The following is a 17,892-nucleotide window of genomic DNA, read 5'->3' on the forward strand; positions in this document are numbered from 1 at the left end:
CCTGTTTCGAAGAGTCGTCAGTCCAGGTAGTCTCGCAGCACCTGTGAACGCGAGGGGTGGCGCAGCTTGGACATCGTCTTGGACTCTATCTGGCGGATGCGCTCGCGCGTGACGCCGTAGACCTTGCCGATTTCGTCTAAAGTCTTCGGCTGGCCGTCGGTGAGCCCAAAGCGCATGGCGACGACCCCGGCCTCACGTTCGGACAGGGTGTCCAGCACGGAGTGCAACTGCTCCTGGAGCAGCGTGAAGGACACCGCGTCGGCGGGGACCACTGCTTCGGAGTCCTCAATGAGGTCGCCGAATTCGGAGTCGCCGTCTTCACCCAGCGGGGTGTGCAGCGAGATGGGCTCGCGGCCGTACTTCTGGACCTCAACGACCTTCTCGGGCGTCATGTCCAGTTCCTTGGCCAATTCCTCCGGTGTGGGTTCGCGGCCCAGGTCCTGGAGCATCTGGCGCTGGACACGGGCCAGCTTGTTGATGACCTCCACCATGTGCACGGGGATGCGGATGGTCCGGGCCTGGTCGGCCATGGCGCGGGTGATGGCCTGGCGGATCCACCAGGTGGCATAGGTGGAGAACTTGAAGCCCTTGGTGTAGTCGAACTTTTCGACTGCGCGGATCAGGCCCAGGTTGCCTTCCTGGATAAGGTCCAGGAAAAGCATGCCGCGGCCGGTGTAGCGCTTGGCCAGGGATACGACCAGGCGCAGGTTGGCTTCCAGCAGGTGGTTTTTGGCGCGCTTGCCGTCGTGCACAATGCGCTGCAAGTCGCGCTTGAGCTGGACGTCCATCTTGTCAGCCTCGGGCGACTTCAGCTTTTCGGTGGCATAAAGGCCAGCTTCAATGCGCAGGGCCAGGTCGACTTCCTGCTCGGCATTGAGCAGTGCAACCTTGCCGATCTGCTTGAGGTAATCCTTGACCGGGTCCGCCGTGGCCCCGGCGGACATGACCTGCTGGACAGGGGCGTCGTCGTCATCGGAATCGGAGTAGACAAAGCCGGAGCCGGTCGCGGCCGGAAGTGCCCGCTTCTCGGCACCTGCCTCGGCCTCATCCTCTTCAACGGCGCCGTCAGCGACATCCTCGTCCTCCTTGGCAGCCTTGGAGCGGTGGGCGCCCTGCGAGGCAGCCTTGGCGGGGGCTCCGCCGGCACCCGAGGAGGCCTTCTTCGCGGCCAGGGTGGCAGCACGCTTCTGTGCCGGGGTCAGCGACGCCCCGGCAGGGTCGGTCACCTCAAATGTTGTGGAGTCTTTGCTCTTGGAAGTAGCAGACACAGAAAACCTTTCTTGCGGCGGTCTGTGGAGTCACCTTAGGGCAACACCACTATGACCCTGTCAAGTCCGTGTTGCCTTTACGCATCACCGAAGCACTTGGAGGGTCATTACATACAACTCCCGGCGCCGCAGCATTGTTCCCGCCGCCACACACAAGGTTTATTTGAAAAGAGCCGCCAACACAAAGTTCAACGCAAACACGGACCCAGCCGGGTCTAGGCATCCATTGTCTCATGTTTTCCCCACCGGCAGGCACGCCTCAGGCCGCCTCAGGCACACCCTTCCGGTAGCCCGGCCACGCTGTCTGCCGGTCCTTGGCCCAGGCCGCAACAAAGCCCATCTGGAGGAGCCGGTCAAGCAGGTGGGCAAGCTTGTAGCCGGGGACGTACTTCAGGGACTCCTCAAAATATGCCCCGGCCCAGGTGCCCTTCCCACGGCACCACTGGATCCATCCCAGGACGCACAGCAGCGGGGCCTTGCCCTCCCCGTCAACGTTCGAGGCCAGGAACAGCAAAAGTTCCTCCGCCTGGTCCATCCGGGCCCAGTCAGGCCCCCGCACGGGGCGGCCGCCGCCCGCGCTGCCGCCGAGCAGGATGTCGGCAAACAGTTCCCCGGCTGCGACGATCCCGCCGTCGGACTCGTCCAGGATCGAAACGTCACGGCCGGCCGCCTGGCTGCCGCCGTACCAGTTGCGCGGCACCGCCGGCCCGGGCACATCCGCCTCGAGGTACCCAACACCAAGGACGCCGGCCAGCGAGGCTTCGGGCGTGGTGGCCAGGGAAACCATGACGGCGTCGCGCACGGCAGTGTTGGACAGGCTGGCCGTGAGGTAGCCGCACATGCCGGTGTCCGGACGTTCAGGCCAGCGGGCCAACGCCGTTTCCCAGGCCCCCAGTGTGACGACCAGCTGGTTTTCGGCCGCGCCATCCCTGCCGAGGGCGTCGCGCAATGGTTCCGCTGCGGCCGCCACCTTGGCGGCGTGCCCCGGATCCTGCACGGCAGCCAGGGCGGGCACCCGCTCCCGCGGGCTTTGCTCCACGCTGCTGCCGCGGTAGACCAATTCGGCGCTGACAAGGCTGCCGGTGATCTTGCGGTTGCTGTGTCCCGGCCAGGGACAACAGGCTGGATTGAGGCACTCAATGCTCCGCCAGTGGTCCGGGCCCACATACCAGGCATCACGCACCGGCAGGCCTGCCGCGGCCAGGGCCCCGCGCAGTGCGTCGAAGACCTCCCGCTGGGCAAGGTCCTCGGGGTCCGTCCAGTCGGCCCCGCCAAAGATGGCCACCAGGGAACCGTCCGCCTGTGCGTCGCCGGCCAGCTGGCCGGCGGCAATGGCCGCAAAGCCGTCCAGGTTCACGGTCCCGGCCCTGGGCAGGTCCAGGCGCATGGTGGCGCGCAGCGCCTTTCCTGCCATGCCGATGCACACCACGCTGTTTTCCGGCCAGTACCCGACAATGTGCGGGATGAATGCGAGCAGGTCCTCGCCGGCGCTGACTTTGATTTTCTCTTGTTTGCTCATGCCCTCAAGGCTGGCGAAGGAACGGGCCCGGCAAAAGGGGCGGGCAGGGAAATGCGCGAATCTGTGGATAACAGGCGGCCCGTGGCCGTTTATTCCCTTGAACTGCCGCCCTTGCCCGTGCCCGTGCCCGCATCCGCGCCCTCGCCCTCGCCCTCGCCGGTGCCCGCGGAAATCCGCCCGGCCCGCAGCTCGGCCCGGTACTGTGCCCGGCGGCGCCGGTTGTCAGCCAACGCCTCCCGCAGTGGCGGCACCAGTTCCCCGGACAAGGCCATGCGGCGGCGCACCTTGGCCCGCACCCTCATGACGGCGAGGGCGCCCACGGCCAGCACGATGAACTGGAAGGACAGTGCGATCCGGAAGGAGTCCAGGGAATACAGGTGCCCGCCGGAGAAGCCGTTGGTGTTCAGCAGGTCCAGGACCAGCCCGACCACGTACATGGTGACCAGTGCGGCGCAGAAACCGCCCACGTTCACGATGCCGGAGGCCGTGCCGATGCGGTGGGATGGATTGAAGGTGCGGGCAAAGTCAAAGCCGATCATCGACGCCGGGCCACCCAGTGCCAGGGCAAGCACCAGCAGGACCAGCAGCCACAGCGGCGCCGCGCCCGGATACAGGATCACGGCCAGCCATGCCGCCGTGATGGTGAACGTCACGGCCAGGACCATGGTGGAGCGGCGCATCGGGTGGCGGCCCACCCAACCGCCGAGCAACGGCCCGCAGATGATCCCGACCACCACAAACAGGCTCAGCAGGACACTGGCCTCGGCCGGGTCGAGGCCTTGTCCCGAGACCAGGAACGGATAGCCCCAGGTCATGACGAAGACATTGCCGGCAAACTGCGTGGCAAAGTGGCTCCACATGCCCAGCTGCGTGCCCGGCTGTTTCCAGGCCTTCGCCAGGTCCGCAGCGCTCTCCCTGATGCCCGGCTGGACCACGGGACCGGAGGGGGTTTCGGGGGTGTTGCGCAGAATGGCCGCGGAAAGCACGCAGGCCAGCAGCCCGAGCGCGGCCAGGCCCAGGAAGGCCGGGCTCCAGCCCCAGCCATGGAGCACAATGGCAAACGGGGCAATGGAGATCAGCTGGCCGAACTGGCCCAGCTGCCCGGTGAGCTGGGTCAGCAAGGGCACCCGGCGCGAGGGGAACCACACCGGGATCAACCGGATCACGGAAATGAAGGTCATGGCATCGCCGGCGCCAACGAAGACGCGGCCCACCACCCCGGCGGGCACGGAGCCGGCCGCGGCCAGCTGCAGCTGGCCGATGGTCATCAGGGCTGCGCCGGCGGCAATCATCACGCGGGGGCCGAACCGGTCAACCAGGACCCCGACGGGCACCTGCAGGACAGCATAAACCAGCAGCTGGATGACGGTGAACGCGGAGAGGGCGGAGGCGGTGGCGTGGAAGCGTGCCGTCGCTTCGAGCCCCGCCACGCCAAAGGAGGTGCGTTGCGTCACTGCGATGAGGTAGGCGAAGACGCCGATCCCCCAGATGGCCCATGCCCGTTTACTGTCCACAGGGACAGACTATGCCCGCCACGGGGCCGGACCGGGGCAGCGACTTCCGGAATGTCCTAGATGTTGCCGGAATCACCGGCGCCGGACGACGGGCCGGCGTCCCGGCTGGCCAGGTACGCCTCAACGGCGGCGCCAAGCTCGTCGGCGTCGGGCAGTTCGTCATTGTCACCGGCCAGCAGCGACCGGCGTTCCGTGCCGTCGCTGTGCTCGTCGTACTGCTTTTCCAGGTTGCGCACCACGGCCTGCACCTCGGCGGAGCCTTCAACCTGTTCGGTGATCTGGCGTTCCACGGCGCGGCCCGCCTCGCGCAGCCGTTCGCTGGGCAGCATCAGGGACGCCGCCGCGCCCAGGTATTCCAGCCCGGCGACGGCGGCCGGCGGGTACTCCGCCTCGGCCAGGTAGTGCGGGACGTGGATGGCGTAGCCCACCACGTTGCGCCCTTCGGCGGCCAGCCGGTATTCGAGCAGGTGGCCGATGGCGGAGGGAATGTCCAAGGTGGTCTTCCAGGCCGAGATGCCCTCGATGAGCTCGGGGCGGTTGCCATGGACGGTGGCGCCGATGGGCCGCGTGTGCGGCACCGGCATGGGCACCGAGTGCACCCACGCGACCAGGTTCACGTCCAGCCGGCGGACCAGGCCCAGCACGGCCAGCGTGAAGCGCTCCCACTGCAGGTCCGGTTCGCTGCCGTTGAGGTACAGGAACGGCTTGCCCAGCGCGTCCACCATCCGGTACAGCACCAGTGACGGTGCCCGGTAGTCGCTGATGTGGTCCTCGGTGAACGTCATGCGGGGCCGGCGGGAGCGGTAGTCAATCAGCTGGTCCACGTCGAAGACCGCCACCGGCTCCGCGGCCAGGTGGTCGATCAGTTCGCCGGCGATCTGGTGGATGACGTGGCCGGCGTCGGAAAATCCGGTAAAGGACATCAGCAGGTTAAGCCCGCGCAGGTCCTCGGCCTCCAGCAGCGCCTCATTGAGGGCAAACAGGGACTCGGGATCTTGAAAGGGGGTATATGCAATGTTGTTCATGGTCTTCCTCACCAGCTTAGCTCCATCAATGGCACAACGCCGCAGGCGCCCGGAATCATCCCGGACCCCCGCAACCGGTGCCGCCATCCCCCCGTGTAAAGAGACTACGATCGGTTGGGTATCACACTGCACAAACTTCAACCACTACCGTGAGGACACATACAACGTGAGTGCGAGCCACACCATCAGCTTCAACGTCATCAACTCGGACCTCAAAAAGGTCTCGGCGGATGCCCTTGTCATTGGCGTCGGCAAGGGTGCCGACGGACCCGTCATCCTGGATTCCCCCCTTTCCGCTTCCGCAGTGGCTTCGCTGAAGGCGTCCCTGGACGCCCTGGGCGTCAGCGGCGCAGCCGACCAGCTGGTCCGCCTGCCCGGCCTGCCGGACTCCGGGGCCAAGGTGCTGGTGCTCGCCGGCGTCGGCAAGCTCTCCGGCACCGAGATCACCGAGGAATCACTGCGCCGGGCCGGCGGCTCGGCCGTCCGCCAGCTGGCCGGCCTCAAGCACGTGGTGCTGGCCCTGCCGACGACGGCGTTGGCCCAGGTTTCGGCCCTCGCCGAGGGTGCCGCGCTGGGCGCCTACCGGTACGCCAGCCTGCATTCGGGCAAGGACGCCGCGAAGGAGCCGGTGGCCAAGGTGACCATCTACTCCTCCCTGGCGAAGGACCCGGCCCTCGCGGCCGCACTGGACCGGGCCGCCGTTGTCGCCAAGGCCGTCAACGCGACCCGCACGCTGGTCAACGAGCCGCCGAGCCGCCTGTTCCCGGCCACGTTCGCAGAGGCCGCCAGGGACCTCGCCAAGGGCCTGCCGGTCAAGGTGACCGTCATGGACGAAAAGCGCCTGCTCAAGGACGGCTACGGCGGCATCATGGGCGTGGGCCAGGGCTCCTCCCGCCCGCCGCGCATGGTCAAGCTGGAATACAAGTCGGACAAGGCCGTGGCCGACCTCGCCCTGGTGGGCAAGGGCATCACCTTTGATTCCGGCGGCATCTCCATCAAGCCCGGCGCCGGCATGATCACGATGAAGTGCGACATGGCCGGCGCGGCAGCCGTCCTCAACACGGTGCTGGCCGTGGCCGGCCTGGGCCTGCCCGTCAACGTCACCGGCTGGCTGTGCATCGCCGAAAACATGCCCTCAGGCACCGCGATCCGCCCCTCGGACGTGCTGACCATCTTTGGCGGCAAGACCGTGGAGGTGCTCAACACCGACGCCGAGGGCCGCCTGGTCATGGCCGACGGCCTGGTTGCCGCCTCGCAGGAGTTCCCCGACGTCATCATCGACGTCGCCACCCTGACCGGCGCCCAGGTGGTGGCCCTGGGCCACCGCACGGCCGGTGTCATGGGCGACGACGGCGTCAGCGCCGCCTTGAAGGCCGCGGCGGACCGCGCGGGCGAGCTCGTGTGGCCGATGCCGCTGCCGGAGGAACTGCGACCCACGCTCGACTCCCCGGTGGCGGACCTGGCCAACATTGGCGAACGGATGGGCGGCATGATGACGGCTGCTGTGTTCCTGCAGGAATTCATCGGCAAGGACAAGTCCGGGGAGACCATCCCGTGGGCCCACCTGGACATTGCCGGACCGGCCTTCAACGAAGGCGCCCCGTACGGCTACACCCCCAAGCAGGGCACCGGCATGGCGGTGCGCACGCTCGTGGCATACGTCGAAGACGTGGTGGCCCGCAGCGTTTAGCGCCGCCTGCGGCGCTGCCGCCCGGCAGCCGTGCCCCGGCGGTGTCAAACCACACAGTGAGTATGACCACAAACGGCTTTACTGTGACACCGCCGAGGTGGAGCATGGAACATTGGGCAGCTAAGGTGATTGCTGAATGTATTTGTCCTTGGCCAGATAAGTTCCAGGACATGGCAGGGCTGCGGCCGACTCACGGCCGCAGCCCTGCACCAACAAAAAGTGAGATGGCGCGTACACGTGCGCCATCCGAACGCGAGGGAGCGTCTAAGTGGCCGAACAGGCAGCTGGGCAAGAATTCGACATCCTGATTCTCGGTGGCGGCAGCGGCGGATATGCCGCGGCCCTGCGCGCCGTCCAATTGGGGCTGACCGTTGGACTGGTGGAAAAGAACAAGCTGGGCGGCACCTGCCTGCACAACGGCTGCATCCCCACCAAGGCCCTGCTGCACGCAGCAGAGGTTGCCGACCACGCCCGCGACGGCGCCAAGGTCGGTGTGAACGTTGAGCTGACCAGCATCGACATGAACGCCGTCAACGCGTACAAGGACGGCATCATTGCCGGCAAGTACAAGGGCCTGCAGGGACTCATCAAGGGCAAGGGCATCACCGTCATCGACGGCGAAGGCAAGCTGACCGCCCCCAACACCGTCACGGTGGACGGCGTCAACTACACGGGCAAGAACATTGTCCTGGCCACCGGCTCCTACTCGCGCAGCCTCCCCGGCCTGGAAATTGGCGGCAAGGTCATCACCTCCGACCAGGCACTCACCATGGACTACGTGCCCAAGAGTGTCATCGTCCTCGGCGGCGGCGTCATCGGCGTCGAATTCGCGTCCGTCTGGAAGTCCTTCGGCGTCGACGTCACCATCATCGAGGGCCTGCCGTCGCTGGTCCCCAACGAAGACCCGGCCATCATCAAGGTCCTCGAGCGCACCTTCCGCAAGCGCGGCATCAAGTTCAACACCGGCACCTTCTTCCAGGGCGTCGAGCAGACGGCCGACGGCGTCAAGGCCACCCTTGTGGACGGCAAGACGTTCGAGGCCGACCTCATGCTGGTCGCAGTGGGCCGTGGCCCCTCCACGGCTGGCCTGGGCTATGAGGAGGCCGGCGTCACGATCGACCGCGGCTTCGTCATCACCAACGAGCGCCTGCACACCGGCGTCGGCAACATCTACGCCGTGGGCGACATCGTCCCGGGCGTCCAGCTGGCCCACCGCGGCTTCCAGCAGGGCATTTTCGTGGCCGAGGAAATCGCCGGCCTGAACCCCGTGGTGGTCGAGGACATCAACGTCCCCAAGGTCACCTTCTGCGACCCCGAGATCGCCTCCGTGGGCCTGAACGAACCGCAGGCCAAGGCCAAGTTTGGCGACGGCAACGTTGAGACCACCGAGTACAACCTGGCCGGCAACGGCAAGAGCGCCATCCTGGGCACCGGCGGCATCATCAAGTTCGTCCGTGAAAAGGACGGCCCCGTCGTTGGCGTGCACATGATCGGCACCCGCATCGGCGAGCAGATCGGCGAGGCACAGCTCATCGTGAACTGGGAGGCCTACCCCGAGGATGTGGCGGGCCTGATCCACGCCCACCCCACCCAAAACGAGGCGCTCGGCGAGGCAGCCATGGCTTTGGCCGGCCGCCCGCTCCACGGCTAGCAGGACCTTTATTTAGTGCACCCGGCGCCCGCGCCGGGTGCACTAAGCTCAAATACAAACGATCATTACTCAAGAATTTTATGTTTGGTGCCTTTGAGGGCGCCGCACAAAAAGGAGAACGGGGACGAAATGTCTGAATCCGTGAACTTGCCCGCCTTGGGCGAAAGCGTCACCGAAGGAACCGTCACGCGCTGGCTCAAGCAGGTCGGCGAACGAGTTGAAGTGGACGAGCCCCTGCTGGAGGTCTCCACCGACAAGGTCGACACCGAAATCCCCTCGCCCTTTGCCGGCATCCTGGAGCAGATCCTGGTCCCCGAGGACGAGACCGCCGAAGTGGGCGCACCGCTGGCCCTGATCGGTTCCGGCGACGGCGCCGCTGCCGAGGCCCCCGCCACGGAAGCTGCCCCCTCCGAAGAAGCTGCCCCCGCCGAAGAAGCCGCCCCCTCCGAAGAGCCCGCCGCTCCCGCCGCCGCAGAAGCTTCCGCTGAAGCTGCAGAAGCACCCGCCGCTGCGCCGTCCGGCGACTCCTTCGAGGTCAAGCTCCCGGCCCTCGGCGAGTCCGTCACCGAAGGCACCGTCACCCGGTGGCTGAAGGCTGTTGGCGATTCCGTCGACGTTGATGAGCCGCTGCTGGAAGTCTCCACCGACAAGGTCGACACCGAGATCCCCTCCCCTGTTGCCGGCAAGCTCCTGGAAATCCGGGTTCCCGAAGACGAGACCGCTGAAGTTGGCGGCGTCCTGGCCGTGATCGGCTCCGGCGCAGCCGCAACTCCCGCTGCCGCAGCTCCGGCACCCGCCGCTCCGGCCGCCGCAGCACCGGCACCCGCCGCTCCGGCCCCCGCCGCTCCGGCACCCGCGGCACCTGCCCCTGCCGCCGCGCCTGCTGCTCCTGCAGCCCCCGCTGCACCCGCACCCGCAACTGCACCCGCAGCGTCCGCAACCGACTCCAGCTACGTGACCCCGCTGGTGCGCAAGCTGGCCAACCAGCAGGGCGTGGACATCGCCACGGTGACCGGCTCCGGCGTCGGCGGACGCATCCGCAAGCAGGACGTCCTGGCCGCGGCGGAAGCCGCACAGGCCGCAGCCGCCCCGGCATCCGGCGCTCCCGCAGCATCCGCGCCCAAGGCCGCCCCCGCCGTCGTGCCGTCCTCACTGCGCGGCACCACGGTCAAGGCGCCCCGCATCCGCCAGGTCATTGCCCGCCGCATGCGCGAATCGCTGGACATTTCCACGCAGCTCACGCAGGTGCACGAGGTGGACATGACGCGCATCGTGAAGCTGCGCAACCAGGCCAAGGGCCAGTTCCAGGCAGTGAACGGCACCAAGCTGACCTTCCTGCCCTTCATTGCCAAGGCGGTGACCGAGGCGCTCAAGCAGCACCCCAAGGTCAACGGCGAGTACAACGAGGAAACCCAGGAGATCACCTACCACAACGCCGAGCACCTGGCGATTGCGGTCGACACGGACAAGGGCCTGCTGGTTCCCGTCATCTCCAACGCCGGCGACCTCAACCTCGCAGGCCTGGCCGGTAAGATCGCCGATGTCGCCGCCCGCACCCGCAGCGGCAAGATCGGTCCGGACGAGCTCTCCGGCGGCACGTTCTCCATCACCAACATCGGCAGCGTCGGCGCCCTGTTCGACACCCCGATCATCAACCAGCCCAACGTCGCCATCCTGGGCACGGGTGCCATCGTCAAGCGCGCAGTGGTGGTGACCGACGCCGAGGGCGACGACACCATTGCGATCCGCCACATGATGTACCTGTGCCTGACGTACGACCACCGCCTGGTGGACGGCGCGGACGCCGGCCGTTTCCTGCAGACCCTCAAGGCCCGCCTGGAAGACGGCGCGTTTGAGGCCGACCTGGGCCTGTAACCAGCAGCACGAGTAGCCACCGGGGTTGCCTTCCTCACCGGAAGGCAACCCCGGTGCCGTTTTACGGACACTTTGTCGGTAAACTGGGGGCATGACTGTACTAACGAGCATTTTGGTTTTCCTGCACGTCCTCGGCGCCGCGGCGATCGTGGGCGGCTGGTTTGCCCGTTTCAAGACGCCCACCGTCCTGCCGATCCAGCTTTGGGGCGCCATTGCCCAGCTGGTGACGGGACTGGCCCTTGTCGGCATCCTGGAAGCCACCGGCAGCCCGTCCGCCGCGTTCCACATCAAGATCGGCGTCAAGATCATCATCGCGATCGCGGTGCTGGTGCCGGCCATCATCGGCTACCGCAAGGCCGCCGCCAAGCAGGAAGTGCCCACCGGCCTGGCGCACGCCGTCGGCGGCATGGCCCTGATCAACATTGCCGTCGCCACGCTCTGGTCCGTCTAGCAGCACGCCCCCAACGGCGCCTTCGCCCCACCTGCCGGTTTATGACCGACGGCAGGCCGGCCGAAGGCGCCGTTTCACGTTTTGGGCATAGGCTGGAAGCAGGCGCTGCCTCGGCGGCGCTTCACCGTGTACGTCCAGCTGTTTCACAGGGCTGCGTGCACCACCCACTACACAAGGAGTGAACATGGCTACGATTCGCAACGCACATGCCGGCTGGGTCGGCGACCTCCCCACCGGGGCCGGCAAGGTCTCCCTCGACAGTTCCGGGCTCGGCAACTTCGACATCACCTGGAAGGCCCGCGCCGAAGCCGCCGAGGGCAAGACCAGCCCCGAAGAACTGATTGCCGCCGCCCACTCGGCCTGCTTCGCCATGGCCTTCTCCCACGAGCTCAGCGGCGCCGGGCACGCTGCCGACTACGTCAACACCTCGGCCGCCGTCACCTTTGAGCCCGGCACCGGCATCACCGGCAGCCACCTGACCCTGGCAGCAAAGATCCCCGGCATCAGCCAGGAGGACTTTGACCGCATTGCGAACGCAGCCAAGTCCGGCTGCCCCGTCTCGGCCGCGCTCTCCGGCATCACCATCACGCTCGACGCAACGCTGGACGCCTAAGCGCCCGCGCGCCAAGCGCACAGACAAGGCGGCTCCCCGGAGCGGGGGGCCGCCTTGTCTGCGCTCTTAGCCGGTTATGGACGTGGCGGCAGGGGCGCCACGGTCAGCTTGCGGTAGCCGGCCAGCGCGGGCGGGCGGACCGTGGGGATCTCCCGCTGCATCTCCAGCAACACGCCGATCGCAGCCTCGAGCTGGGGGTCGTTGCCGGCCAGGTGGTCGTGGGGCGGGAACGGCACCTCAATGTCCGGTTCAACGCCGTGGTTTTCCACGTTGAAGCCCTGCCCGTCCCGGAACCAGAAGGCGTAACGGGGCTGGGTGACGCCCGTGCCGTCGGCCAGGGCGAACTTCCCGTCAATCCCCACCACGCCGCCCCAGGTGCGCATGCCCACCACGGGGCCGATCCCGCGCAGCTTGGCCACGGCGGTGATGATGTCGCCGTCGGAACCGGCAAATTCGTCCGTCAGCAGCACCACGGGCCCGCGGGGCGACTGCGGAGGGTAGATTTCCGGCCCGTGCCCGCGCGCCACTGCCCAGGCGTCCATGCGCTTGCTGATCGCCTCGGCCACGAGCGGTGAGGTGTGCCCGCCGCGGTTGCGCCGCACGTCCACCACCAGGGCATCGGCGGCCGTCTCGGTGTCAAGGTCGCGGTGCAGCTGGGCCCATCCGCGCGGCATCATGTCCGGCACGTGCAGGTAGCCGAACTTGCCGTTGGACGCCTTGCGGACCATGGCCCGGTTATCCGCCACCCACTGCTGGTAGCGCAGGCGTTCCTCGCTCTTCAGGGGCACGACGGCGACCCTGCGGCGTGCGGGCCCCCCGCCTTCCCCGTCGCCCGCACGGGCGCTGCGCAGGGTGAGCTCGACAATCTTGCCTGCGGTCCCGGCCAGCAGTGCACCCGGCCCGCCGGCGGGCACGGGGGTGCCGTTGACTGCCTCCAGGATGTCCCCGGGGCGGGCAGCGACGCCCGGCGCCTCCAGGGGCGAAAACGCGCCGGGGTCCGAGGACTCGCCGGCGATGATCGAGACGATGGCACAGCCGTCGGCCGTGGCTGCAAACACGGCACCGAGGTGGCCCTGGGCACCGGCGCCCTCCTCGACGTCGGGCGAGGGCGTCACATAGGCGTGGGAGGTGCCCAGTTCGCCGTGCAGCTCCCACAGCAGGTCAACGAGGTCGTCGTGGCTGCCCAGCCGGTCCACGATGGGCCGGTACCGGGCATGGACGGCCTCCCAGTCGGTTCCGGCCATGTCCGGGGTGTAGTAGAAGTCGCGCTGCAGGCGCCAGGCTTCGTCGAAGGCCTGGCCCCACACCTGGACGGGGTCCAGGCGCAGCACGATCCGGTCCAGGTCCACTTCGGTGGCTTCGGCGTCGTCGTCCCCCGCCTTCGCCGTGGCGGACAGCACGGTGACCTTTTCGCCGTGGACGGCAGCCACCCAGCGCCCGTCGCCGCTGACCCGGAAGCTGTCCAGCTCCTCCACCACCCGGGTCACTTTGCGGGTGGCCAGGTCCAGCCGCTCCAGCACGGCGGCGGCCGGCTTGTCGGTGGTGCTGGCCAGGCCCTCGCCGGTGGTGCCGCCGCTGCGGTCAAGCTGCCACAGCAGGCCGCCGTTGACCGGCTTCAGCGCCGTGTAGCGGTCCTGCATGGCGGGCACGGCGATGATGCGCGCGGCCAGGCCGGCCACATCCACGCGGGTGGCCGCAGGGGTGTCCGTGGCGGTGGTCCCCGGTTCAGTGGTTCCCGGCTGTGGCATGCCGTCCGCGTCGGGCCCGAAGGGCGAGGGCGTGTCCGCGGCCAGGGCCAGCAGGAACGGCTTCGTGGCGGCGGGGAAGCTGAGGTCGAAGGAGTGCGTGTCATAGACGGGGTCGAAGCTGCGCCGCGACAGGAACGCAATGTATTTCCCGTCGCGCGTGAAGTCCGCGCTGAAGTCCAGGAAGCGGCCGTCGGTGAGCTCAAGGATCCGGTCCCGGCCGGCCATGGGCGCCACTGCTGCCAGGCGGAGCCTGGAGCGGTTCTCCCCCGTGTCCACCGGTTCGTTCCACAGCAGCCAGGCAGAGTCGGGGCTGAAGGCAAGTTCGCCCACGGCACCGGCGGGCGTGTGGGCGAGCTGCTCAACGGTGCCCGTGGCAACGTCCACCAGCAGGACCTCGCCGTATTCGGTGCCGACGGCGATGGTGGCGCCGTCGGGGCTGCCCACGGCCTGCGCGGCACGCGTCCGCGACGGGTAGTCGATGCGGCGCAGGGCGGCGGTGCCATTGGCGTCCGCGCCGGACCCGGTTGTGGGCGGGACGGCCGCCTGGCCGTCCGCGGCGGCGGAGTCAGCGGCGCTGCCGTCTGCGCCGGCGTTCGCGCCGGCGTTCGCGCCATGAGTGCCGGCGGGCTTGCCCGCGCCGCCCTGGGGGACGTCGACATGGAAAGTGTCCACATTGACGGCCTGGGCCGAGACGGGCTTGGGCAGCTGCACGGTGTCCGCGGCGCCGTCACCTGGGTCCGCGTCGTCCGGACCCTCCGCCGCGGCTGCCTCCGCGGAGGCCGTTTCGGCCGCAGCGGCAGCGCTGCCGCCGGGACGTTGCGGGGAATTACCGGCCAGCACCTGGATGTAAAGCGCCTCTTCGCCTCCCTGGTCCGCAACGTACAGCACGTGGCCCGTGCCCAGCGGCCGGCCCAGCCGTGCCCGCACGCCTGGATCGGCGGCAATGACCCGCGCCGGCCCGCCCCTGTGGGTCAGCAGGTGCACGGTGCCGTGCGCCTCCACCACGCTGGCCCTGCCGTCAATGGTGGGCACCACGTCGTTCAGGTGCTTGGCGGCCTGCAGGAGCCGCGGGCTGCGGGCACCGTTGACGGCACCGAGGGTGATGTCCAGTTGCACGGCCTTGGCGTCCAGGTCCGCCAGCACGAACAGGTTTCCGGCGGATTCAAAGGCAATCCGGGTGCCGTCGCTGCTGGCGTGGCGGACATAGAAGCCTTCAAAGTCGGTGTGGCGGCGCAGCCCGGTGCCGTCCGGGAGCACGGAGTACAGGTTGCCGTGGCCTTCGTGGTCGGACAGGAAGGCGATGCGCCCGGATACCCACATGGGATCGCACAGGTTGCCGTCCAGTTTCGGCACGAGCCGGGTGAACTCACCGGAGCCGTCGGCGTCGATCCACAGCTTTCCGGCTGTTCCGCCACGGTAGCGCTTCCAAGCCGCGGGTTCGCGGGAGAGCACGGAGGAGACCACCACGGGGCGTTCATCACCCACCTCGGCGCCGTAGGCCACGCTGTCCACGGGCCCGTAGTTGAGCCGTTCGGTGCGGCCCGTCGCCAGGTCGACGGCGTAGGCCCACGTCAGCCGCGAGTCCGCCTGTTCAAAGGCGCTGGTCGCCAGCACCCTGCCATCCGCGGTGAAGCCCTTGACCTTGGTGCCCGCATGCCCCCAGTAGCTCAGCTGGGTGACGGCCCCGCCGCCGGCCGGCGCGGCAACCACCTCGGGTGCCTCCCCGCGCGTGACGGTCCACACCAGGGTGCTGCCATCCGGGGTGAACCGGGGGTTACGTGGTGGGGACTGTTCGGCGGAGACGCGCCAGGCCCGCCCCCCGGCCACCGGGGCCACCCATACATCGTCCTGGGCTGTGAAGGTGATCAGGTCCTGGTGCAGGTGCGGGTAGCGGAGATAACTGGAGGAGGTCATTTACGTATCTTAGCCACCGCCCGGGAGGATCTGCTGGACCACCCACCGCGAACGGACCTGGACCAGGACGATGGCCAGCCGCTGCTTCTGCTCCTGCGGCGAAGTGAACACCACAGCGCCGTGTGCGTCCTGCTCGGCGTAGGCACTGGTGGTCACCGTTGCCAGCACCGTGGCGGTGGCGTACGGCGCATCGGAGCCGCCCGTCACCAGCTGCTGCCTGGTGACGGCGGCCCCCGCCACATTGGTTTCCAGGCCGTTGTAGGAGTGCCCCGCCCTGGCGAGGGCCCGGATGATCCCGGCATCGGAGGCCATGGCCGGGGAGCCTGGCGCATTGACAGTTTCCAACAGCTCCACGTCAGCGGTGGAGAGCGCGTAGGAACGCACCCAGGCCAGGGCGGCAAGGGCCTTCTCCGGTGCCGCGGCGAGCAGGCCGTCCCGGACCGGCGCCGGCAGCTTCGCAGCCTGCTGCCCGAGGGCGGCCCGGACCGCCGCCTCCCGGGGGGCTCCCCCCGGCCGGCTGCCAGCCGCAGCGCCCGTGGCCGTGACAGGTGGAGTGCCGGGCGGAGTGCGGGGCGGCCGGTCCGCCCCGGTTTTCCCCGCGGTGTTGGCCGGCGTGGCGGCTGTCGCCGGGACCGGTTCCGTGGTTTTCATTGCGGCCAGCAGGCCCCAACTGGTGAATCCCGCGCCTGCCAGGATGAGGACCAGGATGAGGGCCGGGGCGGCCGTGGTCAGCAACCGGCGGCCGCGGGTGCGGCGGAACGGCGCAGGGGCGTGCCAGCCCTGCCCGTCCGTCCGGACCCGTCGGCCAAGGCCCCGCTCGCCCCGTCCCCCACCAAGCGGGCGGCCGTTCCGCAGCCCTCGCAGGACCGGCCGGAGAAATTTGGGGGCACGCCGGCGTGTTTCACGCCGTGTGACCAGGTCCGGCAGCACACTGGCGTGGACGGATTGGGCCAGTGCCACGGGTTCGGCCGGGGCGCTGCGGAAGACCGCCTGGGCAAACGCGGCCGCCGTCGGGCGTTGCGCCGCTTCCCCGGACAACCCCGCCTCCAGGGCCGCGGCAAGCTCGTCGGGGACGTTGCGGGCATACACCCCCAGCGGCATCCTGTCGCGGGTGGCCGGCGGGACATGCCCCGTCAACGCGAACCAGCCCACAGCCGCCATGCCGTAAACATCGGATTCCGGGCACACCCCCTCGTCCTGCAGGCAGAAGAAGCCCGGGGTGCCGGCGGTGCGGCCGCCGGCCTGGCCTGTCAGCCGGCCAAGGCCGGGATCGCCCAGGACCGGCTTGCCCTGCACCGTCAGCAGCACATTGCCAGGCGACACGTCGCCGTGGACGGCACCGCGGCCGTGCAGGTGGGACAGCACCTGGCCCAGCGGCGTGAGGATGGTGACGCACTCCCCCACGGACAGCGGCCCGCGGGCCCCCACCAGGTCCTGGACGGACCCCCCGGCCGCATGGTCCATGAGGAGCGCGCAGCCGCCCTGCCATGCCCCGCCCAGCTCCACCAGCCCGTGCAGGCGGAGCAGGTGCTCATGGTCATATTGGGCCAGGATCCGCCATTCCTGTGTGATCTCCGTTGCATTGTGACGCGGCGGTCCCGGAACCGCCCCGGCAGCCGCGCCGTCGGCACGGGCAGCTGCCGGGAAGCACTTGGCGGCCAGCGCAGTGCCGCCGTCGTGCGGGCGGACCAGCCACACCTCCGCCTGCGCACCGCCGCCGAGGCGGCGCACGGCGTCGAATCCGGCCAGGACGGGAACCCCGCCCGGCCGCCCGGCCACCCTGTTTTCTTCCATATGTCAGTGATAGCCCCTTTTCGCCGTTCGCGCCGAAAGTTATCCACAGGCGGGCGGGCCGCGGCCTTTTCGGATTTAGGCGAAATTGCTTCGTCCTCTAAAGTGGCAGCATGACTGTTGAGTTCACAGAGGTCGGTTTTGCCCCGGATTTTGTCGACTACAGCGGTGCCTGGGACCATCAACGCACAGTGCACGACGCCGTCGTCGCCGGCACTGCGGGAAACACGGTACTGCTGCTCGAACATTCCGCTGTCTACACGGCTGGAAAACGCACCGAAGATCACGAACGGCCCTTTGACGGCACCCCCGTCATCAACGTGGACCGCGGCGGAAAGCTTACCTGGCACGGCCCCGGCCAGCTGGTCGCCTATCCGATCGTCAGGCTCAAGGACGCCCACGGGATCCGCGAATACGTGACCACGCTCGAAGAGATCATCATCGAGACGCTGGCCGCCTTCGGCGTGGCCGGCGTGCGCGTCCACGGCAGGGCCGGCATTTGGCTGCTGGCCGACGACAAAGGCCCCGACCGCAAGATAGCCGCCATCGGCATCCGCGTCCACGACGGCGTGACCATGCACGGGATCGCCATCAACGCCAACAACGACCTCGCCCCCTACGCCCAGATCATTGCCTGCGGCATTACCGACGCCGGCACCACCACCATTGCCGCGGAAACCGGCGTCGATGTCAGCCCCACGGAACTGCTTCCCGTCCTGAGGGAAGCCGCGGCCCGCCACTTGGCACCCCTTGTTGTGGACGCGGCCGCCGCCCGCCCCAACCCGGCTGCTACCGGCGGCTCCCCCGAGCCCAAGCCGGTGGAAGGAGCACTG

Annotated in this window: 12 protein-coding genes; 6 read left to right on the forward strand and 6 right to left on the reverse strand. The window is 68.5% G+C overall.

The window, feature by feature from the left end:
• Positions 1-17: 17 nt before the first annotated feature.
• The 4 genes from G6035_RS16700 to G6035_RS16715 form a co-directional block, all read right to left on the reverse strand.
• Positions 18-1,268, reverse strand: a complete 1,251-nt coding sequence (locus G6035_RS16700) for an RNA polymerase sigma factor (protein WP_176618234.1) — start codon at positions 1,266-1,268, stop codon at positions 18-20.
• Positions 1,269-1,527: 259 nt separating this feature from the next.
• Positions 1,528-2,787: a DUF4192 family protein gene (locus tag G6035_RS16705; RefSeq protein WP_176618235.1), complete on the reverse strand. Its 1,260-nt coding sequence runs from the start codon at positions 2,785-2,787 to the stop codon at positions 1,528-1,530.
• Positions 2,788-2,876: 89 nt separating this feature from the next.
• A complete protein-coding gene (locus G6035_RS16710) occupies positions 2,877-4,301 on the reverse strand; it encodes an MFS transporter (protein WP_176618236.1) in 1,425 nt (474 codons plus the stop codon).
• 56 nt (positions 4,302-4,357) lie between these two features.
• The gene (locus tag G6035_RS16715) at positions 4,358-5,326 is read right to left on the reverse strand and encodes a proteasome assembly chaperone family protein (protein ID WP_176618237.1); all 969 of its coding nucleotides are present in this window, start codon (positions 5,324-5,326) and stop codon (positions 4,358-4,360) included.
• Between the two features lie 166 nt (positions 5,327-5,492).
• On the opposite strand from G6035_RS16715, the gene G6035_RS16720 reads away from it, so the two are divergent.
• The 5 genes from G6035_RS16720 (at position 5,493) to G6035_RS16740 (ending at position 11,606) form a co-directional block, all read left to right on the forward strand.
• Positions 5,493-7,016, forward strand: coding sequence for a leucyl aminopeptidase (locus tag G6035_RS16720; protein WP_371131053.1), 1,524 nt, complete (start codon positions 5,493-5,495; stop codon positions 7,014-7,016).
• 268 nt (positions 7,017-7,284) lie between these two features.
• Positions 7,285-8,667, forward strand: a complete 1,383-nt coding sequence (lpdA, locus tag G6035_RS16725) for a dihydrolipoyl dehydrogenase (RefSeq protein WP_176618239.1) — start codon at positions 7,285-7,287, stop codon at positions 8,665-8,667.
• Positions 8,668-8,796: 129 nt separating this feature from the next.
• Positions 8,797-10,542: a 2-oxoglutarate dehydrogenase, E2 component, dihydrolipoamide succinyltransferase gene (gene sucB, locus G6035_RS16730; RefSeq protein ID WP_176618240.1), complete on the forward strand. Its 1,746-nt coding sequence runs from the start codon at positions 8,797-8,799 to the stop codon at positions 10,540-10,542.
• A gap of 91 nt (positions 10,543-10,633) precedes the next feature.
• Entirely contained in the window at positions 10,634-10,993 is a 360-nt protein-coding gene (locus tag G6035_RS16735; protein ID WP_176618241.1) for a hypothetical protein, read from the forward strand.
• A gap of 184 nt (positions 10,994-11,177) precedes the next feature.
• The gene (locus G6035_RS16740) at positions 11,178-11,606 is read left to right on the forward strand and encodes an OsmC family peroxiredoxin (protein ID WP_176618242.1); all 429 of its coding nucleotides are present in this window, start codon (positions 11,178-11,180) and stop codon (positions 11,604-11,606) included.
• Positions 11,607-11,680: 74 nt separating this feature from the next.
• Here G6035_RS16740 and G6035_RS16745 read toward each other — a convergent pair whose 3' ends face one another.
• Both G6035_RS16745 and G6035_RS16750 read right to left on the reverse strand, forming a co-directional pair.
• Complete coding sequence (locus G6035_RS16745; protein ID WP_176618243.1) at positions 11,681-15,268, reverse strand: S41 family peptidase; 3,588 nt, start codon at positions 15,266-15,268, stop codon at positions 11,681-11,683.
• A gap of 9 nt (positions 15,269-15,277) precedes the next feature.
• Complete coding sequence (locus G6035_RS16750; RefSeq protein WP_176618244.1) at positions 15,278-17,062, reverse strand: protein kinase; 1,785 nt, start codon at positions 17,060-17,062, stop codon at positions 15,278-15,280.
• 110 nt (positions 17,063-17,172) lie between these two features.
• On the opposite strand from G6035_RS16750, the gene lipB reads away from it, so the two are divergent.
• A partial coding sequence (gene lipB / locus G6035_RS16755; RefSeq protein ID WP_176618245.1) for a lipoyl(octanoyl) transferase LipB occupies positions 17,173-17,892 on the forward strand: 720 nt, incomplete at its 3' end.

Source organism: Arthrobacter sp. SDTb3-6, from assembly GCF_013376095.1.
In the GTDB taxonomy this organism is placed as follows: Bacteria; Actinomycetota; Actinomycetes; order Actinomycetales; family Micrococcaceae; genus Specibacter.